Below are 20,653 nucleotides of genomic sequence, written 5' to 3'. Positions count from 1 at the left end.
CGCGCTAGCCGCCCCGGGCGACGAACCAGCCGTTGCGAAACCCCTTGTCCGCCTTGCCGTAGACGAACGCCTCGCCTTCCGGCGTCGCCAGCCGACCTCCGGCGCCCAGCAGCACGGCGTGGGCGGCGGCGATGTCCCACTCCATGGTGGGGCCGTGACGCGGATAGATGTCGGCCGCGCCTTCGGCGATCCGGCACAGCTTGATCGAGGAATCCATCGCCTCCGTGCGCGCGAAGCCGTAGGCGTCGGTCAGATGGCGGATCTGCTCGTCGGTGGCGGTGTGGCTGATCAGGCCCAGCGCGTCGCCCGCGTCCCAGGTCCGAACGCGGACGGGCTGCGCCACGCCCCCGTTGATGCGCTTCCAGGTCTGGCCGCCCCTCGTGAACCAGGTCTCGCCCGTCGGCGGGGCGTTCACCGCGCCGGCCACGGGGCGGCCGTCCTCGATCAGTCCGATGTTGACGGTGAAGTTCGGATCGCCGCGGACGAAGGCCTTGGTGCCGTCCAGCGGATCGACCAGGAAGAAGACCGGCCCGATCTCGTCCGGCGTGCCAAATTCGCTGGCGTCCTCTTCCGAGACGACCGGCACGCCCGGGAAGGCCGCCGCCAGCCGCTCCAGGATCAGCGCCTCGCCACGCCGATCCGCTTCCGTGACCGGGCTTTCGTCCGACTTCGAGTGCACCGTCAGGCCCGAACGCCACAGGGGCAGGATCACGGCCGCCGCCGCCTCGCAGATCTCGGCCAGGGTCTCGCCCACGTCGGTGTCGGATAGCCTCAACGAAAAACCTCTCTCAGCGTCTCTGCCGATCGCGCGGATCATCGCCCACGAACACCAGCCGCACGACCGCGGCGTCGATCGTCTGCTTGCCCGCGTTCTCGAAGTTCACGGTGACCATGCGGCCGGCCACCGACTGCACCTGGCCCAGCCCCCCAGTCGTCCTGCGTCGGGTGCCGCACCAGGACGCCGGGCTCCAGGAAGGGGTCCGCGAACGGCGCCATCGGCGGCTCTATTAGAGAGGGCGGGGCGTTTTCCAAAGGCTCAAATCACGCCAAGGTCCGCCGCCATGACCGATCTGCCCGAAGACGTCCCGGCGTATCCGCCCGCCGAAGCCGTGCGCCCCGCGGAACTGGCCGCCTATCTGGCGGCGCGGATGTGCCACGACTTCATCAGCCCGGCGAGCGCCATCGTCTCGGGGCTCGACCTGCTGGAAGACCCCTCCGCCCAGGATATGAAGGAAGAGGCCATGGGCCTCATCGAGAGCTCGGCGCGCAAGCTCGCCGATCTGCTCGCCTTCACCCGGGTGGCGTTCGGCGCCTCGGCCTCGGCCGAGACCTTCGACGCCCGCGACCTCGAGAAGCTGGCCCAGGGCGTCTTCGCCCACATGCGCGCCAATCTCGAATGGACAGTGGAGACGCCGGCGGTGAACAAGCCGAGCGCCCGCACCCTGCTCAACCTCGCCCAAATGGCGGGCGCGGCGCTGCCCACCGGCGGCACGGCCCGCGTCCGGGCGGTGCAGGAGGGCGCGCAGGTGGCGCTCGCCGTGGACGCTGTCGGGCCCCGCGCCAGGCTGCGGCCGGAGGTGTTGCGCGGCCTCCAGGGCCAGCCGCTGGGCGAGGGACTGCACGGCCACTGGGTGCAGGCCTATTACGTCCACCTCTTCGTGCAGGACGCCGGCGGTCGCGTGTTCGCGGACGTCAACGATGAGCGGATCGTCTTCGCAGCCACCCTGCCGGCGTGACGCCGCCCAACCGGGCGTTAACCCTCTTGCGCGACAACTCGCCTCATTAGGGGGCGACGTAGAACCTTGAAGACCTGCCTGGTCGTCGACGACAGCCGCGTGATCCGCAAGGTCGCGCGCCGGATCCTGGAGGACCTGGGATTCGACGTGGCCGAAGCCGGCGACGGCGTCGAGGCCATGGCCTGGTGCCATGCGGCCATGCCCGATGCGATCCTGCTGGACTGGCGGATGCCGGTGATGGACGGCCTGGAGTTCGTGCGCCGCCTGCGCGCCGAGCCCGGCGGCGACCGTCCGCGGGTGATCTTCTGCTCCGTCGAGACCGACCTGGCCCGCATCCGCGAGGCGCTGGAGGCGGGCGCCGACGAATACGTCATGAAACCGTTCGACGGCGAGATCCTGGCCGGCAAGCTGGGTTTCGTCGGCCTGATCGGGCCCTCCGTGGGGAGCCTGGCGGCGTGATCGCGCTCGAGGATCGCGAACTCGTGGCCGCCGTCTGCGCTAGCCGGGCCGGCCTGCGCGTCGATCCGGACAAGGCCTATCTGATCGAGAGCCGCCTCGCGCCCGTCGCGCGACGCGAGGGGTTCGGCGCGCTCTCCGACTTTATCGAATGCGTGCGCCAGCGCGCCGAGGAGCGGCTGATCTGGGCGATGGTCGAGGCGATGGTTCCGCCCGAGACCCGCTTCTTCCGCGATCCGGCGGTGTTCGAGGCCCTCGCGCGCGACGTGCTGCCCGAACTGGCCCGCCGCGCCGAGGGCCCCGTACGTGTGTGGAGCGCCGCCTGCGGGGCTGGGCAGGAGGTCTATTCCCTCGCCATGTTGCTGGCCGAGACCCCCGGGCTGGCGGATCGCGTCGAACTGTTCGCGTCCGACATCTCAGAGCGCAGCCTCGAGAAGGCCCAGGCGGGCGTCTATTCGCAGTTCGAGGTTCAGCGCGGCCTGCCGGCCCACCGCCTGGTGCGGCATTTCGAGCGCGAGGGCGAGTTCTTCGTGCTCTCGCCGCGGATCCGCCAGATGGTCCGCTGGCGTCGGATCAACCTTCTGGACGACCTGTCGCGCCTGGGCCGCTTCGACCTAATCCTGTGCCGCAACGTGCTCTCGGGCTTCACCGGCGAGGCTCGGGAGCAGGTGCTGGAAGGCCTGACCCGGACGCTGGCGCCCGGCGGTCGGCTCGTCCTGGGCCTGGGTGACGCGGCCGAGGCCTGGCTGGACCCGGTGGCTTCGGAGGCCGGTGTGTTCGCCCTGGGGACGGCTGCGGCCTGAGCCGGAACGACGAAGGCCCCGCCGCTCGCGCGACGGGGCCCAGATCCGGATCCTGCCGGACCCTTAGTTCTTGGCGTCTTCGGCGGTCGAGGTCACGGCGGCGCCCGCCGCCTGAACGTCGCGGCCGGCGCCGGAGACGGTGTTGCAGGCGGCCACGGCCATGCTGGCGGCGATGGCCGCCAGGACAAAGATCTTACGCATTTGCGGTCTCCCGGGGTGTTGCATTCAGCGACGCCGGAACGGCTACGCCGCGGCCTGGTTCCCCTTCGCCGCGTCTGCCGTGGCGAGCGGGGCATGGCCGTCGGCCGCCGGAGTGGGGAAGAACAGCCGCGCGGTGACGCCGCCTTGAGCGTTCCGGCTCAGTTCCACCCGGCCGCGGAGCTGCCGCGCGAAGGCGGTCATCAGCGTTCGGCCCACGCCGGAGGCCTCCAGCCCGTCGTCGCCGGCCTTCGCGACGCCGTCGTCCGAGATCGCCAGTTCCGCCTCCTCGCCGTGCACCGTGAAGTCGACGGTCAGAACCCCGCCGCGTCCCGCGAAGGCATGCTTCTGGGCGTTCGTGATCGCTTCGACGGCGAACAGCGCCAGCGGCGCCCAGGCGGTCCGGATCGATGACCAGCGGATCCACCGACAGCTCGGTCCGCACGGCGGGCCCATGCGCCAGATCGCCCGCGACCAGCTGGGCGGTGAGCTCCTCGAGGAAGGGGCGGAGGTCGACCCGCTTCAGATCCGGCCCCTGGTAGAGGGCGCGGTAGATCAGGGCCAGAGCGGTGATCCGCTGGCGCGTGTCGCTCATGGCTGACCGCGCCGCGGGATCGGTCAGCGACCGCTGCTGCATGTTCAACAGCGACGAGATCACCTGAAGATTGTTCTTCACCCGGTGGTGGATCTCGCGCATGAGCGCGTCCTTCTGGGCCAGGTTGTCGCGCAGGCTGGCGTCGCGCCCCACGATGGCGTCGGCCATGTCCTCGAGGGTCTCGGCCAGTTCGCGGATCTCGGGCGGCATCTGCTCGGCCTGCACCGGCCGCACGCTCAGCCGGCCGCGAGCGTAGAGCGCCGCGATCCGCTGCAGATAGGTGATCCAGCGCACCACCACCCGATCGGTCACCATCGAGACGGCGGTCAGCGCCAGGGCGAAGGTCAGCAGCGGGAAGAGGACCCCGGTGAGGGGGTTGAGCCAGGCCCAGGACAGGATCCCGGGCGACTGGGCGGACAGCACGACATAGACTTCCTCGCCGACGACCGGCGCGGCCGAATAGACCCGACGCCGCCCTTCCGCGTCGCTGCCGTACCAGACGAGCGTCCCTGCCGCGTCCACCTTCGCCCGCCAGTCCTGCGGCAGGCGCGGGAAGGCGGCGGCGTTGGTCATGCTGATGTACTGGCCGGTCTTCTCCACCAGGCCGACCTCGGCGCCCGGAGGGAGGGAGGGGTCGGTCACCGCCGGCTGCAGGCTGGCCAGCGCGATCACCGCCACGAAGGCGCCGTCGAACCGCCCGTCGGCCGCCGTGGCCCGCGCCGCCGTCAGGACAGCCGGCGTCGTCGCGTAACGCGAGCCCGGGTCCCGGGTGATGACCAGGTCCTCCCCGCCGGCGAGGCGCTGGAACCAGGATCGGCTGGATCGCTGGGTGTCGGACGGCACGCTGCCGGCCGCGCAGACGACCCGCCCCTGCCGGTCCAACCGGATCAGGTTCTCGTAGCCTGGGATCCGCGACTTCACCTGGGCCAGGCGCTGGGCGCACTGGAAGCCCACCGCGCCCGGCGCCAGGGTCTGGAGCAGGACGTCGGCGCTTTCCATGCGCGCCCGGGCGGTCGCGGCGCTCCGCTCGGCGGCGAAGCCGAGGTTCTCGCGCAGCAAGCGTCCTTCGCGCTGGAAGCCGATCACCGACTGCAGCACGCCCAGCATCAGCACCGGCAGCAGCGCGGCCGCCAGCGCCGCGATCAGGCGGACGCGGATGGTGCTCAGCGAGGCTGAGGGCAGTCGGAGCATGGGCGGCTGGTCCCGTCCCTTAGCGGACGGTGCTTAGCCGTTCCGCATCCGCCAGGATAGAGCGCATGGCGTCACCGGCCGAGGCTCCGTCGCGGTCGTACGCGCCCTCGTCGAGGATGGCGTGCAGCGCCCGACGGGCGCGGCTGACGCGGCTCTTCACCGTGCCCACCGCGCAGCCGCAGATGTCGGCCGCTTCTTCGTAGGCGAAGCCGCCTGCGCCCACCAGGATCAGCGCTTCGCGCTGTTCCGGCGGCAGCATGGCCAGGCCCTGACGCAGTTCGTCCAGCGCCACCGGAGCTTCCGGATCGTCGACCGCGACGAGCGTCCGCTCGGCCGCTTCCTGGTCGAGCTGGCTCTGCCGCCACGACCGGCGCTTCTCCGAGTAGAACTGGTTGCGCAGGATCATGAAGGTCCAGGCCTTCATGTTCGTGCCCATCTGGAAACTGGCTCGCGCGTCCCAGGCCTTCATCATGGCGTCCTGCGCCAGATCGTCGGCCGCCGCCGGGTCGCCGCACAGCGTGCGGGCGAAGGCGCGCAGATGGGGAATGAGCTGGACCAGCTCGCGCTTGAAGGCGTTGTCGTCCGCCTCGGTGCGGGGCGGCTTGGCTTGGCGTTCTTCGCTCATCAGCCGTTCCCCGCGCCGCGTTCGTCGGCCCTGCGCAGGATGTCCAGGAATTCGTCCGGCACCTGCTCGTTGACCACCTCGTCGAACATCTGGCGCAGGCGCACGCCGATCGCCTGCTGACGCAGGCGGGCTTCGTCCAGGGCCGCGGACGGCCGGGTACGATCCGGTGAAGGACGCTGTTCTATCATTTCGTCGGCGTTCCGCTCGCGCGGAGGCCGCCCCCTCGCTGGTTCCTTGTCGCCGTCCAACGCCTCAACTCACGTTCGGGTTCCAACATCGGAACGCACAAGATGCGGAAAACCGGCAGCGAAGGGAACCGGTTCCATTCGTTGGCGTTTTCGCACCATTATGCAGCCAGGGGCCGGGGCGCAGCCTCTGCTCTGGGCTGCGGCTTTCGATCCGTTGAACGGGAGGGGGTCACCTTTGAGTCTTCTAGCCCGACTGGCGCCGCATCTTCCTTATGTGCGCCGTTATGCCCGTGCGCTCACGGGCGACCAGTCCACCGGCGACCATTACGTCCGCGTCGCGCTTGAGGCCCTCGCGGCCGGCGAGCGGGTGCTGGAAGCCAACATGACCCCGCGCGTCGCGCTCTATCATGTGTTCCACGCCATCTGGTGCACCTCCGGCGCGCAGCTGGAAGGTCCGCAGGAAGAGGACATCGGCGCCGACGACACCACGCGTCGCCTGATGCGAATCGCGCCGCGCTCGCGCCAGGCGTTCCTGCTCACCGCCCTCGAGGGCTTCACCCCGTCCGAGGCCGCCCAGATCCTGGGCGCCGACTTCGCCGAGGTGGAGAAGCTGATCGCCGAGGCCCAGGCCGAGATCGACGCCGAACTCGCCACCGACGTGCTGATCATCGAGGACGAGCCGGTCATCGCCGCCGACATCGAGGCGCTGGTGAAGGAGCTCGGCCACACCGTGGTCGACATCGCCGCCACCCGCACCGAGGCGGTCGACGCCGTCGCCCGGAAGACGCCGGGCCTGGTGCTGGCCGATATCCAGCTCGCCGACGGCTCCTCCGGCATCGATGCGGTGAAGGACATCCTCCAGCGCTACGACGTGCCAGTGATCTTCATCACCGCCTTCCCCGAGCGCCTGCTGACCGGGGAGCGGCCCGAGCCCACCTTCCTGATCACCAAGCCGTTCCAGCCCGAGACGGTGAAGGCCGCCATCGGCCAGGCGCTGTTCTTCCACCCCCGGAAGGCCAACAAGCAGGCCGCCTGAGGGCAGGTCCAGAGCGTACGAAGAGGGCCCCGCTCCGATCCGGAGCGGGGCCCTTTTCATGTTCCCTGTGGCGTCGGCGGTCCTATTGCGCCGGCGGCGACGAGGGGTTGGGCTGCTGGCCGCCGGCAGGCGCCAGGTTGTCGGGGGCGTTGTTGCCCTCCACGGCCGAGTTGATCGGCGCGGGCTCGGGCGCGTTGAACACCGCGGCGCGGTCCGACGGGCCGTTGTTCGCTGCGGTGCGGCCCATTTCGTCGCTGTTGGACAGGTAGGCGATCGTGAAGCCCAGGATCACCAGCAGCAGGCCGAAGCCCAGGACCAGCAGAACGTGACGGCCGGAGCGGCCCTGCCGCGCCCGGGTTGCGCCGACGACCGGCCTTGAAGTGTCGCGCGTCGAGGACGCCATGGAAGTCTCCTTACTGGTAAGGGAAGTAGCTGAACGGGCCGGTTTCCACCGAGCCGTTGGGAACTTGGCGGCCGGCGGTGAGGGAGCCGATCGCGCCGCTGACAAGGGCCAGCGTGAGCATCCCGCCCACCACCATCCAGCGCCGCCGGGCGGCCTGCCGCCGAAGGTTGGGCGTCTTGGCGAGCGGCGCGCCGCTGCCGACGACGAACGAACTTCGCATGACCGGAGCCCTGTTCTCTCTGCGCGGGCGCGCCCATTGCACCCGCCCTCCAGCGAAACGCGCGGGCGCGAAGCGGCGTTCCGGCCTTCGGCCAAGCTTTGCAAATGGGTGAAATCGCCAGGGAATATCGCGCTGGGCGAACCGGTCTCGACAAAAGCCGAAAAAAGTTGCTCGGCGCTCGGAACGGTTGGTGTGGTCTTGTGTTTATCATCATGCGGAGGCGGCGACGCCCCCCCCCCGACTTGAGACTGGCGCACATGCCAGTCTGCCGTCTCCGCACCCCTTTTCTCGATGATGCACACTGGGCGGGTCCGAGGACCCGCCCTTCTCTTGTGCGCTCACCTCCCCGCCATGGCGGCGGAGCGGCGAGCGGCCTGGGCTGCGTCTGGCGGTCCTATTTCGCCATGTGCAGCGTGACGTCAGCCCGGCGCCGCAGCGGGGCGGTGCGGCCGTCCGCAGTCACGGCGCCGGCCTGGCCGGCGGCGGCCACCTGGAACTCGGCGGCCGGCAGCTGGGCTGCGACCAGGGCCGCGGTCACCGACTGGGCGCGTCGCTTCGACAGTTCGAGGTTCGCCGCCGGGTCGCCGGCCGCGTCGGCCAGCCCGAGCACGCTGACCCGCGCGACCTGGCAGCCGCGCGCCATGTTCGCGGCCTCGGCGATCACGCCCCGGCCCTCTGGCGTCAGCTCCGCCTGGTCGGGTTCGAAATAGATCTGGACCGTCTGGTCCTCGCAGCGCGAAGGCGCCTTCACCCAACGCTCGCGCGCATCGCGCACCGTCTGGCAGCCGGCCATCGCCATCGCCGCCGTCACGATCAGCAAACCCGTCGTGGTCGCCCTCATGAGGCCCCTCCCATCCTGATGTCCTGCCCGCACGGAAAAGGGCGGCCGGAAACGTATCCGACCGCCCTCGCCGTCTGAAAAGAGGCGTCTAAGCCCGTCAGCGAGGCGTGCCGTTTTCCCAGTAATAGCGGCCGGTCGCGCTGTCGTAGTAGTAATAACGACCGGCGCGCTCGTCGTAGTACTGGCGACGGTTCGGCGCCGCAGCGCCGCAGCCGCCGTCTTCACGGCAACCCTTCACCGCGCCGGCGACCGCGCCGACGCCGGCGCCGACAGCCGCGCCCGTGCCGACGCCCACGTCGCCCGACACCGCGCCGATGGCGGCCCCGGTGAGGGCGCCCAGCGCCGCGCCGCCGACGGCGTTCGCTTCCGTATTCCCGCTGGTGGTGCAGGCCGACGCGAGAACGCCGGCGCCCACGAGGGCGATAAGAGGCTTGAGCATTCCTTGGCTCTCCTTACGTGTCCCCCACGGCCTGCCTAACGCCCTCGAAGCTTCACAGTTCCGCCGGAACAAAGGTCAAGGCTTGCCGTTGCATCGCCGGATCGCCTGAAGGGTATCGCCTGAGGAGGGCTCGAACCGTGGTTGCACGCCCCTACGAAGAAGACCGCGTCCGCCGGGACGCCGATGACCGCGCCGACCTGCGCGAGGCCTATGAGCGCGGCCGCCGCGATGCGCGCGCCGCACGCAAGCGCCACCCCGTCCTGATGACCTTCATGTTCATCGCCGCGGCGATCGGCGTGATCCTGCTGGCGCTGGCGGCCATCAATGGCTCGTTCGGCGGGCGCCGGCCAGGTCGTCGACCAGAACCTGTCGGTGGCCGCCGACAGGGCCGAGCCCGTCGTCCGCGACGCGGCGGGCAACGCCGGGCGGGCCATCAACTCGGCCACCGACGGCAACGACGCCACCCAGCCGGGTCGCTGAGCCTGACATCCATTACGCGGCGGAGGGGGCGGTGAGGCCGATCCAGAAGGTCGAGGTCATCGCCAACGTGGCCTCGGGCAGCGTCGACGACGACGCGCCCGAACAACTCGCCAAGATCTTCGCCGATCACGGCGTGGCGGCGAACGTCTGCGCCCCGGAGACGCACGAGCTGACCGATTGCCTGCGGCGGGCTGTCGACGCGGGTCCCGACCTGCTGGTCGTGCTCGCCGGCGACGGCACCGCACGCGCGGCGGCCGAGCTCTGCGGTCCCGACGGGCCGATGATCGCGCCCCTGCCGGGCGGCACGATGAACATGCTGCCACACGCGATCTACGGCGTGCGGCCATGGCAGGACGCGCTCTCCATCGCCCTGGCGCAGGGTGAGGAGCGGCCGATCGGCGGCGGCGAGGTGGAGGGGCACCGGTTCATGGTCGCCGCCATCCTGGGCTCCCCGGCGCTCTGGGCTCCGGCCCGGGAAGCCGCCCGTTTCGGCCGTCGGCGCCTCGCCTGGACCCGCGCGCGGCGGGCGCTTCGCCAGGCGTTCACCGGCCGGCTCCGCTACGCCCTCGACGCCGGCCCGCGGGAGAAGGCCGAGGCGCTGATCTTCATGTGCCCCACCACCTCCCGCGCCCTCGCCGACGAGGAGCAGGTGCTGGAGGCCGCCGCCCTCGATGTGAGCGGCGTCGCCGACGTCGTGCGGCTCGGCGTCAACACCCTGGTCCGCGACTGGCGCGACGATCCCGCGGTGGCCAGCCGCCGCTGCCGACTGGCCCGCATATGGTCGTCGCAGGGCATCCCGGCCGTGCTCGACGGTGAGTCGGTGCGGCTCAAGGCCTCGACCGAGGTCCGTTACACCCCCACGGTGGCCCGGGTGCTGACGATCCCGAAGGACGTTTGATGACGATCCGCATCGCGCATCTGTCGGACATCCACTTCGGCGGCGAGAACGAGGCGGCGGTGGCCGCCGCGGCCGAATGCATCACGCGTGAGGCCTTCGACCTGGTGATCGTCTCGGGCGACCTCACCCGCTACGGCGAGGTATGGGAGTTCGAGAAGGCCAGGGCCTGGCTGGACGGCCTGCCCGAGCGCCTTCTCGTCACGCCCGGCAACCACGACGCGCCCTATCTGGCCTGGGCCGAGCGGATCTTCACGCCCTTCCGCCGCTTCGAGCGCCTCATCGGCCCGGCTCCCGCCCAGACCTGGTCAGGCGGGGGTTTCGCGGTGCGCGGCGTCAATACCGCCCGGGGCGTCCAGCCGCGTCTGAACTGGTCCAAGGGCCAGATCGCGGCCCGCCAGGCCCAGGCCGCCGCGGCCTGGTTCGGCGATCAGGATCCCGCCTGCGCGCGGATCGTCGTGGTGCACCATCCGCTGATCGAGATGATCGGCGGGCCGATGACCGCCAAGGTGTGGGGCGGCGAGGCTGCGGCGGCGGTCTTCGCGGACGCTAAAGTCGACCTGGTGCTGTCGGGGCATATCCACGCGCCCTTCACCTGGCCTTATCCGTACGGCGACGGACGCACCTATGCGGTGGGGGCGGGCACGCTGTCGGTGCGCGAACGCGGCGTGCCGCCGAGCTTCAACGTGGTGGAGGTGGAGGACGCGTGCTTCCGGGTGAAGGCCCTGGCCTGGACCGGCTCGCGCTACGAGCCCTACCGCACCTGGTCTCTCGACCGACGCGCGCGGTAGGGCCGGTGCAGCGCCTACGGCAGCGGGCCGGCGCCGCGGCCGCGGAAGAGGTGCAGCACCAGGGACACCAGGAACAGCACCAGGAAGACGACGAAGAGGACCTTGGCGATCTCGATCGCCGCGCCGGCCACGGTGGTGAAGCCGAGTACGCCGGCGATGAGCGCGACCACCAGGAAGGTCAGGGCCCAACCGAGCATGGGAATGTCTCCGTGCACAGGCGAAGCTTGGCCTGCAGCATGGCAACGTCCGGGCAAGCGGCGCCGTTCCGCCTACTTGGGGTCGGTCCGGGTCTGGGGCGCGCCCGCGCCGCCGGCCAGGAACGCGCCGACGATGGCGCTGATCACCGCCGGATTGCGGACGAGCACCGTCACCGCCGCGGCGGCGGCGCCCAGGGCCACCAGCGGCCGCGCCTTGGCCATGGCGATCAGCTGGTCGACGAGCGGCGCCTGCTCGGGGGGGTCCGGCAGTTCAGGCGCCTTGGGCACTGCGAGGGCCGCGACGCCCGCGGCCACCAGGGCGAAGGCGATGGCGACGACCGCGGCTGCGCCGGCTGGCGTCAGCCAGATGCGTCCGACGGCGTAGAGCGCGAAGGCGGCGGCCGCCACGCACACGACAACCGCCGCCGTGACGGCGGCGATCGCCGCGGCGAGGCTCAGCAGGCGCCGGACGATCAACGGCGGCTCTGCTGGGCGAGCAGGAGGCCGATGACGACACCGACGCCCAGGGCCAGGCCGGTGGCGGCCAGCGGACGGCTGCGCACCTGCTCGCTCACGTACTCGCCGGCTTCCTCCAGCTGCTGGCTGGCGGCGTCGGCGGCGACGCGGCTCTGGGCGCGGAGCTGCTCCAGCCCCTGCTGGACCGCGGCCTCGATCTGCTTGGCGGCGTCGGCCAGGACCCGTTGGGCCTCGGCGGACATGCGAGTCACGTCGTTGGCGACGGTTTCTTCGGGGGTGAGCTCGTCGGCCTTGGGCATGGCAGCCTCCAGGAAGCTTTGCTGTGAGCCGGCAATGTAGGCTGCCGACGTGACGCCGCAAAGACCGCTCGCCAGGCAGACCGTCGGAAGGCGACCGACGTTGCGCCAAAACCGTTCGCGTCGCCCTTTGGGTTTGCCTATGGTTCGACCATGACGCGCCGCGAAATTGGCCGCAGTCCAGACCGGCGACGCCTCGACCTGGCGCTGAAGGCGGCGGGCCTTGGCGAGTTCGAATGGGACCTCGACCGCGACGTCTTCGTGGTCAGCGAGCGCATGTCCGCGATCACCGGCCTGCCGGTCGGCGAGATTGCGGCGGAGGGCGGACGCGCCCTCCACGGGCACATCCATCCCGACGACGTCGATGGCATGATCGCCCAGCGGACGCGGGACCTCGCCGAGTCAGACGCCTTCGACGCCGAGTTCCGGCACATCCGCCCCGACGACGGCCGCACCCTGTGCCTTCGCGTCGCCGGCGTCATCGAGCGCGACAGCAGCGACAGGGCGGTCAGCGTCACCGGCATCGTCCAGGATGTCACCGCCAGGCGCCTCGAGGACGACCAGCGCCAGGAACTGATGGCCGAGCTGGACCACCGCGTGAAGAACGTGCTCGCCACGGTCCAGGCGCTCGCCGTCCAGACCGCCAAACGCACGACCTCTCTGCAGGCCTTCCTCTCCAATTTCGGCGGTCGCCTGAAGGCCATGGCTTCGGCCAACGAATTGCTCACCGCTGCGCGCTGGCGCGGCGCGGCCGCCGAGCACCTGGTGGCCGCCGAGCTCAAGGCCCTGGCCCCCGGCCAGACCCGCTCGGCCGGGCCGGAGCTGTTCCTGACGCCGCGCGCGGCCAACGCCCTGTCGCTGGCCCTGCACGAACTTGCCGCCAACGCCGTGAAGTTCGGCGCGCTGTCCACCGAGGCCGGCCAGGTCGATGTGCGCTGGTCCGGCACGCCCGACGGCGGCTTCGAGCTCACCTGGACGGAAAGCGGCGGGCCCCACGTCACGGCGCCCGCTTCGCCGCGGCTTCGGCTCGACCCTTCTGGAGCAGGTCACCGGCCGCGAGCTCAACGGCGACGCCCTGGTGGAATACCCGCCCGCCGGCGTTCGGGCCCGGCTCCGAGCCGGCCGCCAGGCCGTGGCCCCGCGGCCCGAGACGGTGCCGGAAGGGCCGAGCCAGCGGATCGCCGAGACCGTCGTCACCTCCACCGGCCCCGCCAGCCTCAAGGGCTCGCGCGTGCTGATCGTCGAAGACGCCGTGCTGCTGGCGCTGGAGTTGGAGACCGGCCTCTCGGAGGCCGGCGCCGAGGTGGTGGGACCCGCCTACGAGCTCGAGGAGGCGATGGCCCTGCTGGACCGCCCGATCGACGCCGCGGTGCTCGACGCCAACCTGAATGGCCGCTCGGTCATGCCCGTGGCCGAGGTGCTGGCCCAGCGGAAGGTCCCCTTCGTCTTCGCCACCGGCTACGGCGAGGCGGGCGGCGCGCCCGGCGGCTTCGATGCGCCGGTGATCCGCAAGCCCTACGACGTCACCCAGGTCGCCGCCGCCGTCGCCGAACTGCTCGCGGCGTCCTGACGCGCGGCAGCCTGTCCTGGGACAAGGCGTCGCCTCGGCTAAGGTGCAGCTATGCCTTAAATCGGGGGCTCAGGAGGCCCGCGGCTCGTCGCGGGGGCCGGACCGGCGGCCACGGGACATCGCCCGGAAGCATGCGACCCCTCCCTCCGAATGCGGTCCGCGGCAGAGGTCGCGGACCGTCATCCTTGTGCGTCGGCTCCGACGCGAGCCTTCCCTTGCGTGGGGTTCACTTCGCCGCCGGCCCGGCGTAGATGCGCGACCATGGCCGAGTTCGCGATCGCACCCGCCCCCGTTCCCACGGTTCCGGTCGAAGGAGAGGCGGCGGCCTTTCCGGTCCGGCGCATCCTCTGCGTGGGCCAGAACTACGCGGCCCACCGAGCCGAGATGGGCGGCGACGACCGCGCGCCGCCGTTCTTCTTCACCAAGCCGGCCGACGCCGTGGTCCCGCCCGGCCGCGACCCGGCCTATCCGTCCCGGACGCAGAACCTGCATCACGAGATCGAACTGGTGGTGGCGATCGGCAAGGCGGGGGCGGATGTCCCGGTCGACGCTGCGCTCGACCTGGTCTTCGGCTACGCCGTGGGCGTGGACCTCACACGCCGCGATCTCCAGGCGGCCGCCAAGGGAGCCGGCAAGCCCTGGGACAGCGCCAAGGGCTTCGACGACAGCGCGCCGATCTCCGCCATCCGCCGCTGGGCCGCAGCCCCGCCCGCCGGCCGCATCCGTCTCAGCGTCAACGGCCAGAGTCGCCAGAACGCCACCCTCGCCGACATGATCTGGAACATCCCCGAGATCGTGTCCGAGGCCTCCAAGCTCTGGAAGCTCGCGCCCGGCGACCTGATCTTCACCGGAACGCCGGAGGGCGTCGGCCCGCTGGTCCCCGGTGACCGGGTCGAGGGCGAGATCGAGGGCGTCGGCCAGCTCACGTTCGAGGTCGCCTGATGGCGCTCACCCTGCACAGCTACTGGCGCGCAACCGCGCCCTATCGGGTTCGCATCGGCCTGAACCTCAAGGGCCTGCCCTACGACTACGCCCCGGTGAACCTCCTCAAGGCCGAGCAGAACGACGAGGCTTACGCGGGCCTCAATCGCCAGGAGCTGATCCCGGCGCTGCGGACCGGCGACGGTCATGTGCTCACCCAGAGCCTCGCCATCCTCGAATGGCTGGAAGAGGTGCATCCCGAGCCCGCGCTGCTGCCCAAGAACCCCTTCGATCGCGCCACGGTGCGCGCCATGGCCGCCATCGTCGCCTGCGATATCCACCCGCTGAACAACCTGCGGATCCAGAAGCAGCTCACGGCATTGGGCGTCGACGACGCCGGCCGCAACGTGTGGACGCAGCGCTGGATCAACGACGGGTTCCGCGCCCTGGAGCCCATGGTCGCCGTCCACGGCCGCGGCTTCGCCTTCGGGGACGCGCCGACGCTTGCCGACTGCTTGCTCATTCCGCAGGTCTATTCGGCCGAGCGCTATGCGGTGGACCTAGCGCCCTATCCGGCGATCCGGGCCGTGGCCGACGCGGCCGCGCGCCACCCGGCCTTCGCCGCCGCCCATCCCGACAACCAGCCAGATGCGGTCAAAGCCTGATGCTCGAAGATCTGAAAGCCAACAACCGCCGCTGGGCGGACCGCAAGATTTCGGCCGACCCCGGCTTCTTCAAGCGGCTCGAGAACCAGCAGGCGCCGGAGTACCTTTGGATCGGCTGCTCGGACAGCCGCGTGCCGGCCAACGAGATCGTCGACCTCGATCCCGGCGAACTGTTCGTCCACCGCAACGTCGCCAACCTGGCCCCGCCGCAGGACGCCAACTACCTCAGCGTCCTGCAGTTCTCGGTCGATGTGCTGAAGGTGAAGCACATCCTGGTCGTCGGCCACTACGGCTGCGGCGGCGTCGCCGCGGCCGTCGACGGCAAGCGCCGCGGCCTCATCGACCACTGGCTGCATCCCATCCGGGAAGTCCACCACGACCACCAGCACGAGCTGGAGGCGATCCCCGACGACCGCGCCCGCTGGGACCGGCTCGTCGAGCTAAACGTCATCCGCCAGGTGCGCAACGTCGCCTCCGACGTCTTCGTCCAGGACGCCTGGGCCCGCGGCCAGGAGCTGAACGTGCACGGCTGGGTCTATTCCATCGCGGATGGTCTGGTCCGGGATCTGAACACGACCGTCTCCAGCATCGAGGACGCCGCCGGCCTGGACCGCTTCCGCAACATCCCGGGCCAGCCCGGCGGCTGAGCTTGACGGGGCGAGCCGGGCGGCCTCATGTCGCCCGCAACGGCCGCAAGGCCGATGAAAACGCTCAGGAACCGTCAATGAAATCCATGCTGATGGCCGCCGCCGCGGTGGCCGTTCTCGCGGCTGTCGGGCCGTCCGCCGCCCAGGGCCAGGCCCGGGCCGCGGCCGCGCCGGCCGGTCGGCCCACCGCCGCCGACGCCAAGGCCTTCGTCGACAACGCCGAAGCCCAACTCGAGAAGGCCAACGCCTTCGCCGCGCGCGCGGCCTGGGTGCGCGCCAACTTCATCACGGTCGACACCCAGTGGCTCGAGGCCAAGGCCTCGGCCGAGCAGAACGAGCTCGCCACCCGCCTCGCCAAGGAGGCCGCCCGCTTCGACGGGGTGCAGACCGATCCGGTCACCGCCCGCAAGCTGAAGCTGCTCAAGCTGTACATCGTTTCGCCGGCGCCGGACCGGCCGGGCGCGGCCGACGAACTGGCCAATCTGCTGACCAAGCTGGACAGCACCTATTCGACGGGCAAGTTCGACTTCAAGGGCAAGCCGATCACCCTGAACGACGCCGAGGACGTGCTGGCCAAGAGCCGCGACCCGGCCGAGCTGAAGACTGTCTGGGAGGGCTGGCACAACACCGCCCGGGTGATGAAGTCGGACTACCAGCAGTTCGCCAGGCTCTCCAACGAGGGGGCGGTCAGCCTCGGATACAAGGACACCGGCGCGCTCTGGCGCTCCAACTACGACATGGAGCCCGACGCCTTCGCCGCCGAGACGGACCGGGTCTGGAAGCAGGTGGAGCCGTTCTACAAGAACCTGCACTGCTACGTGCGCGCCCGCCTGAACGAGAAGTACGGCGACGCGGTGCAGCCCCGCACCGGTCCGATCCGCGCCGACCTCCTGGGCAACATGTGGGCCCAGCAGTGGGGCAACATCTACGACGTGGTCCAGCCCAAGGGCATCGCGTCCAGCTACGATCTCGACAAGCTGCTGGTCGAGAAGGGCTACGACCCGGTGAAGATGGTGAAGACCGGCGAGGCGTTCTACTCGTCGCTCGGCTTCGCGCCGCTGCCCGAGACCTTCTGGGAGCGCTCGCTGATCACCCGCCCGCGTGACCGCGAGGTCGTGTGCCATGCGTCGGCCTGGGATATCGACGACCAGGACGATATCCGCATCAAGATGTGCACCAAGGTGAACGCGGACGACTTCCGCACGGTGCACCACGAGCTCGGCCACAACTATTATCAGCGCGCCTACAAGAACCAGCCGGTGCTGTTCCGCGGCGCCGCCAACGACGGCTTCCACGAGGCCATCGGCGACTTCGCGGCGCTCTCGGCCTCGACGCCCACCTACCTCCAGCAGATCGGCCTCCTGGAGACCGTCCCCGGCACGCAGGAGGACATCCCGTTCCTGCTGAAGATGGCGCTCGACAAGATCGCCTTCCTGCCGTTCGGCCTGCTGGTCGACCGCTGGCGCTGGCAGGTGTTCTCGGGCGAGACCACGCCGAACGAGTACAATTCGGACTGGTGGAAGCTGCGCCTGCAGTACCAGGGACTGACGCCACCCGCCGAGCGGCCGGCCGACGCCTTCGATCCGGGCGCCAAGTATCACGTGCCGGGCAATACGCCGTACACGCGTTACTTCCTGGCCCATATCTACCAGTTCCAGTTCCACCGCGCGGCCTGCAAGCAGGCCGGCTGGAAAGGCCCGCTGCACCGGTGCTCGGTCTATGACCAGAAGGAGATGGGGCGGAAGTTCAACGCCATGATGGAGCTCGGCCAATCCCAGCCGTGGCCCGAGACCCTGAAGGTCTTCACCGGCGAGACCCGCACCGACGCCTCGGCCGTGGCCGACTACTTCAAGCCGCTGAACACCTGGCTGGTGCAGCAGAACAAGGGCGAGCGCTGCGGCTGGTGACGGCGGCAGGACCCTTCTCCCCCTGGGGGCGAAGGCGTCTGCGGACGACGAGAGGGGCCGCACTGGCGTGCGGCCCCTCTTTCGTCCTACGCCAGCTTGATCTCGCGCAGGCGCTCCTGGAGGTACTCGTCCGCCGTAATCGGCGTCGGGTAGCGGTCGGGGTGCTCGGCGTCGACGCAGTTGGGCAACGTCCGGATCGAATAGTCCGAGTTGAAGTGCAGGAAGAACGGCGTCGAGTAGCGCGCGAAGCCGCGGCGCTCGGGGGCCGGATTGACCACCCGGTGCGTCGTTGACGGAAGGCGGTGGTTGGTCAGCCGCTGCAGCATGTCGCCAATGTTGACGACCAGCGCGCCGGGCGGCGGGTTGATGGCGATCCAGCGGCCGTCGTGGTCCTGGACCTCCAGCCCCGCCTCTTCCGCGCCCAGCAGCAGCGTGATGACGTTGATGTCCTCGTGCGCGCCGGCCCGGATGTGCGGCCCGTCCTTCGGCACCGGCGGATAGTGCAGCAGGCGCAGGATCGAGTTGCCGAAGTCGACGGTGGGGTCGAAGAAGTGGCGGTCGAGCCCGAGGTAGGTGGCGATCGCCTCCAGCACCTTCAGGCCCATCTGGTCCAGCGCCCCGTACAGCCAGCCGACCTTGGCCTGGAACTCCGGCAGCTCGGCGTCGGGCCAGACGTTGTCCGGCATGTGGTCGCGGAAGGGGTGGCCCGGCGGCAGGTCGCGGCCGACATGCCAGAATTCCTTCAGGTCGTAGTGGGTGTGGCCCTTGGCGGTCTCGACGCCGAACGGCGTGTAGCCGCGCTGGCCCATGACCGGCAGCTTGTACTTCAGCTTCTGGTCCTCGGGCAGGGCGAAGAACGCCTTGGTCTGGCTGATGGCGGCGTCGACCTTCTCCTGCGGCAGGCCGTGATCCTTGATCACGGCGAAGCCCCAGCGCTGGAAGCTGTCGCCCAGCTTCCGGGTGAAGGCGTCGAAGTCTTGCTCGAACAGCGCGTACGAGACGGGCTCGATGTGGTCCTGGACCGAAAGGGCTTGGCTCATGCGGCGACATCTACACCCGCGCACGGCGCCTTAGAACGGGCTTTTGGCGGGCAGGGTGTCTCAGCCTGTCGACGCCGGTGTTGCGGAGCGGCGCCGTTCACCTCCACATAGCCGGCAGGATCTCAGGAGCGACGATGGCGGACGCGGCGGCGGGGATGAACTTGGGGCACGCGGTCGCGCTGATGGCGGCGGCCGTCGTGGCTGTGCCCGTGTTCCGCAAGCTCGGTCTGGGCTCGGTTCTCGGCTACCTGGCCGCGGGCCTGGTCATCGGACCCTTCGGCCTCAAGCTGTTCGCCGACCCGGAGGCCATCCTGCACGTGGCCGAACTGGGCGTGGTGCTGTTCCTGTTCCTGATCGGGCTCGAGATGCGGCCCGCCAAGCTCTGGACCCTGCGCAAGGAGATCTTCGGCCTGGGCGCGGCGCAGGTGGCGCTCTGCTGCGCGGTGCTGTCGGCCATCGCCGTGCTGGCGGGGCTGTCCTGGCAATCGGCGGTGATCGGCGCGTCGGGCTTCGTGCTCTCGTCCACCGCCGTGATCATGAAGATGCTCGACGAGCGCGGCGAGACCGCCACCGACGCCGGCCAGCGGGCGATCTCAATCCTGCTGCTGGAGGATCTCGCCGTCGTCCCGCTCCTGGCCCTCGTGGCCGTGCTGGCCTCGGTCGGCGGCCAGGCCGACCCCGACGCCAGGCCGGTCTGGCAGAGCCTGGCGATCGCCGCCGGGGCCATCGCCGCGGTGATCGCCGCCGGCAAGTGGCTGCTCAACCCCTTCTTCGGCATCCTGGCCCGTTCGGGCGCGCGGGAGATCATGACCGCCGCCGCCCTGCTGGTGGTGCTGGGCACGGCGCTGTTCATGCAGTGGGGCGGGCTGTCCATGGCCATGGGGGCCTTCCTGGCGGGCGTGCTGCTGTCGGAGAGCGTGTTCCGCCACCAGCTCGAGGCCGACATCGAGCCGTTCCGCGGCATCCTGCTCGGGCTGTTCTTCCTCTCGGTGGGGATGTCGCTCGATCTCGCCGTGGTCGCCGACGAATGGGTGATGGTCGTGGCTGGCCTGCTGGCCTTCATGGCCGCCAAGGGCGCCGCCATCTATGCGGTCGCGCGCCTGTTCCGGGCGGCCCATCGCGAGGCGGTTCAGCGGGCGGCGCTGTTCGCCCAGGGCGGGGAGTTCGCCTTCGTCCTCTACGGCGCCGCCGTCGCCGCCGGCGTGATCGAGGCGCGAGTGAGCGCCCAGCTGACCGCGATCGTGATCCTCTCCATGGCGCTCACCCCCTGGTGGTGATCGTGCTCAACCGGCTGATGCCGCCGCCGAAAGTCTCGATGGAAGGTGTCGAGGCCGCCAACGGTCTGGAGGGGCGGGTGCTGCTGATCGGCTTCGGGCGCTTCGCCCAGGTGGTCTCCCAGCCGCTGCTGGCCAAGGGCATTGAGATCTCGCTGATCGAGAACGACGTGGAGATGATCCGCGCCGCCGGGAACTTCGGGTTCAAGGTCTACTACGGCGACGGCACGCGCCTCGACGTGCTGCACGCCTCGGGCGCGGGGCGGGCCGAGGCGATCCTGGTCTGTGTCGACAAGCCCGAGGTGGCCGACCGGATCGTCGAACTGGTGAAGGCCGAGTTCCCCCTGGCCAAGGTGTTCGCCCGCGCCTTCGACCGCGGCCATTCCATGCGGCTGGTCCAGGCCGGCGTCGACTACCAGATCCGCGAGACCTTCGAGTCGGCGCTTAAGTTCGGCAAGCAGGTGCTCATCGACCTCGGGACCGACGAGATCGAGGCCGCCGACGTGATCCGCGACGTGCGCGAGCGCGACAAGGAACGCTTCCAGCTGCAGCTCTCGGGCGGGCTGGCCGCAGGCCGCTACCTGATGCGGAACAATCAGGTCACGCCGACGCCCGAGCCGTTCTCCCGGCCGCGCCAGAGCGGCGAGGCGCTCAATCCCGAGGCCGCCGACGTGCTGGCCCGGCGGGAATCGACGGCCACGCCGGAGACGACCGGCTGACGGCGTTCTTCATCGTCCGATGAATTTTTCGTCGGCCCGGTTC

General features: G+C 70.4%; 27 protein-coding genes and 2 pseudogenes. 15 read left to right on the top strand and 14 right to left on the bottom strand.

Going from position 1 to position 20,653, the window contains the following annotated elements; translation table 11 throughout:
• Positions 1-4: 4 nt before the first annotated feature.
• Positions 5-817 (bottom strand): 3'(2'),5'-bisphosphate nucleotidase CysQ, encoded by an 813-nt coding sequence (gene cysQ, locus LRS10_RS04775; RefSeq protein ID WP_257836253.1) that lies wholly within the window; start codon positions 815-817, stop codon positions 5-7.
• Positions 789-996 (bottom strand): annotated as a pseudogene (locus LRS10_RS04770) (DUF3553 domain-containing protein). Before LRS10_RS04770 ends, cysQ begins: the two are co-directional and overlap by 29 nt.
• Positions 997-1,061: 65 nt before the next feature.
• Between LRS10_RS04770 and chpT the strand changes: the two are divergent.
• The 3 genes from chpT to LRS10_RS04755 all read left to right on the top strand — a co-directional run bounded on the left by chpT (position 1,062) and on the right by LRS10_RS04755 (position 2,995).
• The gene (gene chpT, locus LRS10_RS04765; protein ID WP_257836252.1) at positions 1,062-1,736 is read left to right on the top strand and encodes a histidine phosphotransferase ChpT; all 675 of its coding nucleotides are present in this window, start codon (positions 1,062-1,064) and stop codon (positions 1,734-1,736) included.
• Positions 1,737-1,802: 66 nt separating this feature from the next.
• Positions 1,803-2,195: a PleD family two-component system response regulator gene (locus LRS10_RS04760; protein ID WP_257836251.1), complete on the top strand. Its 393-nt coding sequence runs from the start codon at positions 1,803-1,805 to the stop codon at positions 2,193-2,195.
• On the top strand, positions 2,192-2,995 hold the full coding sequence (locus LRS10_RS04755; RefSeq protein WP_257836250.1) for a protein-glutamate O-methyltransferase CheR: 804 nt from the start codon (positions 2,192-2,194) through the stop codon (positions 2,993-2,995). Before LRS10_RS04760 ends, LRS10_RS04755 begins: the two co-directional genes overlap by 4 nt.
• A 63-nt stretch (positions 2,996-3,058) precedes the next feature.
• Here the strand turns inward: LRS10_RS04755 and LRS10_RS04750 are convergent, their stop codons facing one another.
• The 4 genes from LRS10_RS04750 to LRS10_RS04735 are packed head-to-tail and all read right to left on the bottom strand — an operon-like array spanning position 3,059 to position 5,792.
• On the bottom strand, positions 3,059-3,196 hold the full coding sequence (locus LRS10_RS04750) for an entericidin A/B family lipoprotein (RefSeq protein WP_257836249.1): 138 nt from the start codon (positions 3,194-3,196) through the stop codon (positions 3,059-3,061).
• Entirely contained in the window at positions 3,189-4,979 is a 1,791-nt protein-coding gene (locus tag LRS10_RS04745; RefSeq protein WP_308237916.1) for a histidine kinase dimerization/phosphoacceptor domain -containing protein, read from the bottom strand. The genes LRS10_RS04750 and LRS10_RS04745 overlap by 8 nt, the downstream gene beginning before the upstream one ends.
• A 19-nt stretch (positions 4,980-4,998) precedes the next feature.
• Positions 4,999-5,604, bottom strand: coding sequence for a sigma-70 family RNA polymerase sigma factor (locus LRS10_RS04740; protein ID WP_257836248.1), 606 nt, complete (start codon positions 5,602-5,604; stop codon positions 4,999-5,001).
• On the bottom strand, positions 5,604-5,792 hold the full coding sequence (locus tag LRS10_RS04735) for a NepR family anti-sigma factor (RefSeq protein ID WP_257836247.1): 189 nt from the start codon (positions 5,790-5,792) through the stop codon (positions 5,604-5,606). Before LRS10_RS04735 ends, LRS10_RS04740 begins: the two co-directional genes overlap by 1 nt.
• A gap of 235 nt (positions 5,793-6,027) precedes the next feature.
• Between LRS10_RS04735 and LRS10_RS04730 the strand changes: the two genes are divergently transcribed.
• Positions 6,028-6,828: a response regulator gene (locus tag LRS10_RS04730; protein WP_257836246.1), complete on the top strand. Its 801-nt coding sequence runs from the start codon at positions 6,028-6,030 to the stop codon at positions 6,826-6,828.
• Positions 6,829-6,910: 82 nt separating this feature from the next.
• On the opposite strand, the gene LRS10_RS04725 is transcribed toward LRS10_RS04730, so the two are convergent.
• The 4 genes from LRS10_RS04725 to LRS10_RS04710 form a co-directional block, all read right to left on the bottom strand.
• A complete protein-coding gene (locus tag LRS10_RS04725; protein ID WP_257836245.1) occupies positions 6,911-7,231 on the bottom strand; it encodes a hypothetical protein in 321 nt (106 codons plus the stop codon).
• A 10-nt stretch (positions 7,232-7,241) separates the two neighbouring features.
• On the bottom strand, positions 7,242-7,451 hold the full coding sequence (locus LRS10_RS04720; protein WP_257836244.1) for a hypothetical protein: 210 nt from the start codon (positions 7,449-7,451) through the stop codon (positions 7,242-7,244).
• A 394-nt stretch (positions 7,452-7,845) separates the two neighbouring features.
• Positions 7,846-8,292 (bottom strand): OmpA family protein, encoded by a 447-nt coding sequence (locus tag LRS10_RS04715; RefSeq protein WP_257836243.1) that lies wholly within the window; start codon positions 8,290-8,292, stop codon positions 7,846-7,848.
• A gap of 97 nt (positions 8,293-8,389) precedes the next feature.
• Entirely contained in the window at positions 8,390-8,731 is a 342-nt protein-coding gene (locus LRS10_RS04710; RefSeq protein ID WP_257836242.1) for a YMGG-like glycine zipper-containing protein, read from the bottom strand.
• Positions 8,732-9,055: 324 nt separating this feature from the next.
• On the opposite strand from LRS10_RS04710, the gene LRS10_RS04705 reads away from it, so the two are divergent.
• From LRS10_RS04705 to LRS10_RS04695, 3 genes are read left to right on the top strand one after another with little or no spacing between them, the layout of a single operon-like run.
• Positions 9,056-9,211, top strand: coding sequence for a hypothetical protein (locus tag LRS10_RS04705; protein ID WP_257836241.1), 156 nt, complete (start codon positions 9,056-9,058; stop codon positions 9,209-9,211).
• 31 nt (positions 9,212-9,242) lie between these two features.
• A complete protein-coding gene (locus LRS10_RS04700) occupies positions 9,243-10,109 on the top strand; it encodes a diacylglycerol kinase family protein (RefSeq protein WP_257836240.1) in 867 nt (288 codons plus the stop codon).
• Complete coding sequence (locus LRS10_RS04695) at positions 10,109-10,897, top strand: metallophosphoesterase (protein ID WP_257836239.1); 789 nt, start codon at positions 10,109-10,111, stop codon at positions 10,895-10,897. Before LRS10_RS04700 ends, LRS10_RS04695 begins: the two co-directional genes overlap by 1 nt.
• Before the next feature lie 14 nt (positions 10,898-10,911).
• On the opposite strand, the gene LRS10_RS04690 is transcribed toward LRS10_RS04695, so the two are convergent.
• The 3 genes from LRS10_RS04690 to LRS10_RS04680 form a co-directional block, all read right to left on the bottom strand.
• The gene (locus LRS10_RS04690; RefSeq protein ID WP_257836238.1) at positions 10,912-11,094 is read right to left on the bottom strand and encodes a DUF1328 domain-containing protein; all 183 of its coding nucleotides are present in this window, start codon (positions 11,092-11,094) and stop codon (positions 10,912-10,914) included.
• 72 nt (positions 11,095-11,166) lie between these two features.
• Positions 11,167-11,571 carry a hypothetical protein gene (locus tag LRS10_RS04685; RefSeq protein ID WP_257836237.1) on the bottom strand — a complete coding sequence of 135 codons (405 nt, stop codon included), beginning with the start codon at positions 11,569-11,571 and terminating at the stop codon, positions 11,167-11,169.
• On the bottom strand, positions 11,568-11,870 hold the full coding sequence (locus LRS10_RS04680) for a YqjD family protein (RefSeq protein ID WP_257836236.1): 303 nt from the start codon (positions 11,868-11,870) through the stop codon (positions 11,568-11,570). The genes LRS10_RS04685 and LRS10_RS04680 overlap by 4 nt, the downstream gene beginning before the upstream one ends.
• A gap of 150 nt (positions 11,871-12,020) precedes the next feature.
• Here LRS10_RS04680 and LRS10_RS24905 point away from each other — a divergent pair.
• The 6 genes and pseudogenes from LRS10_RS24905 to LRS10_RS04650 all read left to right on the top strand — a co-directional run.
• Positions 12,021-12,614 (top strand): annotated as a pseudogene (locus tag LRS10_RS24905) (HWE histidine kinase domain-containing protein); the annotation flags it as partial.
• 331 nt (positions 12,615-12,945) lie between these two features.
• Positions 12,946-13,437: a hypothetical protein gene (locus LRS10_RS04670; RefSeq protein ID WP_257836234.1), complete on the top strand. Its 492-nt coding sequence runs from the start codon at positions 12,946-12,948 to the stop codon at positions 13,435-13,437.
• Positions 13,438-13,698: 261 nt separating this feature from the next.
• Positions 13,699-14,379 carry a fumarylacetoacetate hydrolase family protein gene (locus tag LRS10_RS04665; RefSeq protein WP_257836233.1) on the top strand — a complete coding sequence of 227 codons (681 nt, stop codon included), beginning with the start codon at positions 13,699-13,701 and terminating at the stop codon, positions 14,377-14,379.
• The gene (gene maiA / locus LRS10_RS04660; RefSeq protein ID WP_257836232.1) at positions 14,379-15,023 is read left to right on the top strand and encodes a maleylacetoacetate isomerase; all 645 of its coding nucleotides are present in this window, start codon (positions 14,379-14,381) and stop codon (positions 15,021-15,023) included. Before LRS10_RS04665 ends, maiA begins: the two co-directional genes overlap by 1 nt.
• A complete protein-coding gene (locus LRS10_RS04655) occupies positions 15,023-15,670 on the top strand; it encodes a carbonic anhydrase (protein WP_257836231.1) in 648 nt (215 codons plus the stop codon). Before maiA ends, LRS10_RS04655 begins: the two co-directional genes overlap by 1 nt.
• A gap of 77 nt (positions 15,671-15,747) precedes the next feature.
• The gene (locus LRS10_RS04650) at positions 15,748-17,577 is read left to right on the top strand and encodes a M2 family metallopeptidase (RefSeq protein WP_257836230.1); all 1,830 of its coding nucleotides are present in this window, start codon (positions 15,748-15,750) and stop codon (positions 17,575-17,577) included.
• 86 nt (positions 17,578-17,663) lie between these two features.
• Here LRS10_RS04650 and LRS10_RS04645 read toward each other — a convergent pair whose 3' ends face one another.
• Positions 17,664-18,617, bottom strand: a complete 954-nt coding sequence (locus LRS10_RS04645) for an isopenicillin N synthase family oxygenase (RefSeq protein ID WP_257836229.1) — start codon at positions 18,615-18,617, stop codon at positions 17,664-17,666.
• 134 nt (positions 18,618-18,751) lie between these two features.
• On the opposite strand from LRS10_RS04645, the gene LRS10_RS04640 reads away from it, so the two are divergent.
• Together LRS10_RS04640 and LRS10_RS04635 are read left to right on the top strand one after the other, a co-directional pair.
• Entirely contained in the window at positions 18,752-19,894 is a 1,143-nt protein-coding gene (locus tag LRS10_RS04640) for a monovalent cation:proton antiporter-2 (CPA2) family protein (RefSeq protein ID WP_257836228.1), read from the top strand.
• A complete protein-coding gene (locus tag LRS10_RS04635) occupies positions 19,888-20,610 on the top strand; it encodes an NAD-binding protein (protein WP_257836227.1) in 723 nt (240 codons plus the stop codon). Before LRS10_RS04640 ends, LRS10_RS04635 begins: the two co-directional genes overlap by 7 nt.
• The last annotated feature ends 43 nt before the right edge of the window (positions 20,611-20,653 follow it).

Source organism: Phenylobacterium sp. J426, assembly GCF_024699945.1.
Classification (GTDB): Bacteria; Pseudomonadota; Alphaproteobacteria; order Caulobacterales; family Caulobacteraceae; genus Phenylobacterium.
The sequence above is the reverse complement of the archived record's forward strand: the minus strand, read 5'-3'. Positions and strand labels throughout refer to the sequence as shown.

Coding starts and splice junctions, on each gene's coding strand:
- LRS10_RS04665 (WP_257836233.1), top strand. CDS start 13,699: ATGGCCGAGTTCGCGATCGCACCCGCCCCCGTTCCCACGGTTCCGGTC.
- LRS10_RS04695 (WP_257836239.1), top strand. CDS start 10,109: ATGACGATCCGCATCGCGCATCTGTCGGACATCCACTTCGGCGGCGAG.
- LRS10_RS04655 (WP_257836231.1), top strand. CDS start 15,023: ATGCTCGAAGATCTGAAAGCCAACAACCGCCGCTGGGCGGACCGCAAG.
- LRS10_RS04750 (WP_257836249.1), bottom strand. CDS start 3,196: ATGCGTAAGATCTTTGTCCTGGCGGCCATCGCCGCCAGCATGGCCGTG.
- LRS10_RS04745 (WP_308237916.1), bottom strand. CDS start 4,979: ATGCTCCGACTGCCCTCAGCCTCGCTGAGCACCATCCGCGTCCGCCTG.
- maiA (WP_257836232.1), top strand. CDS start 14,379: ATGGCGCTCACCCTGCACAGCTACTGGCGCGCAACCGCGCCCTATCGG.
- LRS10_RS04680 (WP_257836236.1), bottom strand. CDS start 11,870: ATGCCCAAGGCCGACGAGCTCACCCCCGAAGAAACCGTCGCCAACGAC.
- cysQ (WP_257836253.1), bottom strand. CDS start 817: ATGATCCGCGCGATCGGCAGAGACGCTGAGAGAGGTTTTTCGTTGAGG.
- LRS10_RS04640 (WP_257836228.1), top strand. CDS start 18,752: ATGGCGGACGCGGCGGCGGGGATGAACTTGGGGCACGCGGTCGCGCTG.
- LRS10_RS04725 (WP_257836245.1), bottom strand. CDS start 7,231: ATGGCGTCCTCGACGCGCGACACTTCAAGGCCGGTCGTCGGCGCAACC.
- LRS10_RS04740 (WP_257836248.1), bottom strand. CDS start 5,604: ATGAGCGAAGAACGCCAAGCCAAGCCGCCCCGCACCGAGGCGGACGAC.
- LRS10_RS04715 (WP_257836243.1), bottom strand. CDS start 8,292: ATGAGGGCGACCACGACGGGTTTGCTGATCGTGACGGCGGCGATGGCG.
- LRS10_RS04710 (WP_257836242.1), bottom strand. CDS start 8,731: ATGCTCAAGCCTCTTATCGCCCTCGTGGGCGCCGGCGTTCTCGCGTCG.
- LRS10_RS04735 (WP_257836247.1), bottom strand. CDS start 5,792: ATGATAGAACAGCGTCCTTCACCGGATCGTACCCGGCCGTCCGCGGCC.
- LRS10_RS04650 (WP_257836230.1), top strand. CDS start 15,748: ATGAAATCCATGCTGATGGCCGCCGCCGCGGTGGCCGTTCTCGCGGCT.
- chpT (WP_257836252.1), top strand. CDS start 1,062: ATGACCGATCTGCCCGAAGACGTCCCGGCGTATCCGCCCGCCGAAGCC.
- LRS10_RS04705 (WP_257836241.1), top strand. CDS start 9,056: ATGGCTCGTTCGGCGGGCGCCGGCCAGGTCGTCGACCAGAACCTGTCG.
- LRS10_RS04645 (WP_257836229.1), bottom strand. CDS start 18,617: ATGAGCCAAGCCCTTTCGGTCCAGGACCACATCGAGCCCGTCTCGTAC.
- LRS10_RS04720 (WP_257836244.1), bottom strand. CDS start 7,451: ATGCGAAGTTCGTTCGTCGTCGGCAGCGGCGCGCCGCTCGCCAAGACG.
- LRS10_RS04690 (WP_257836238.1), bottom strand. CDS start 11,094: ATGCTCGGTTGGGCCCTGACCTTCCTGGTGGTCGCGCTCATCGCCGGC.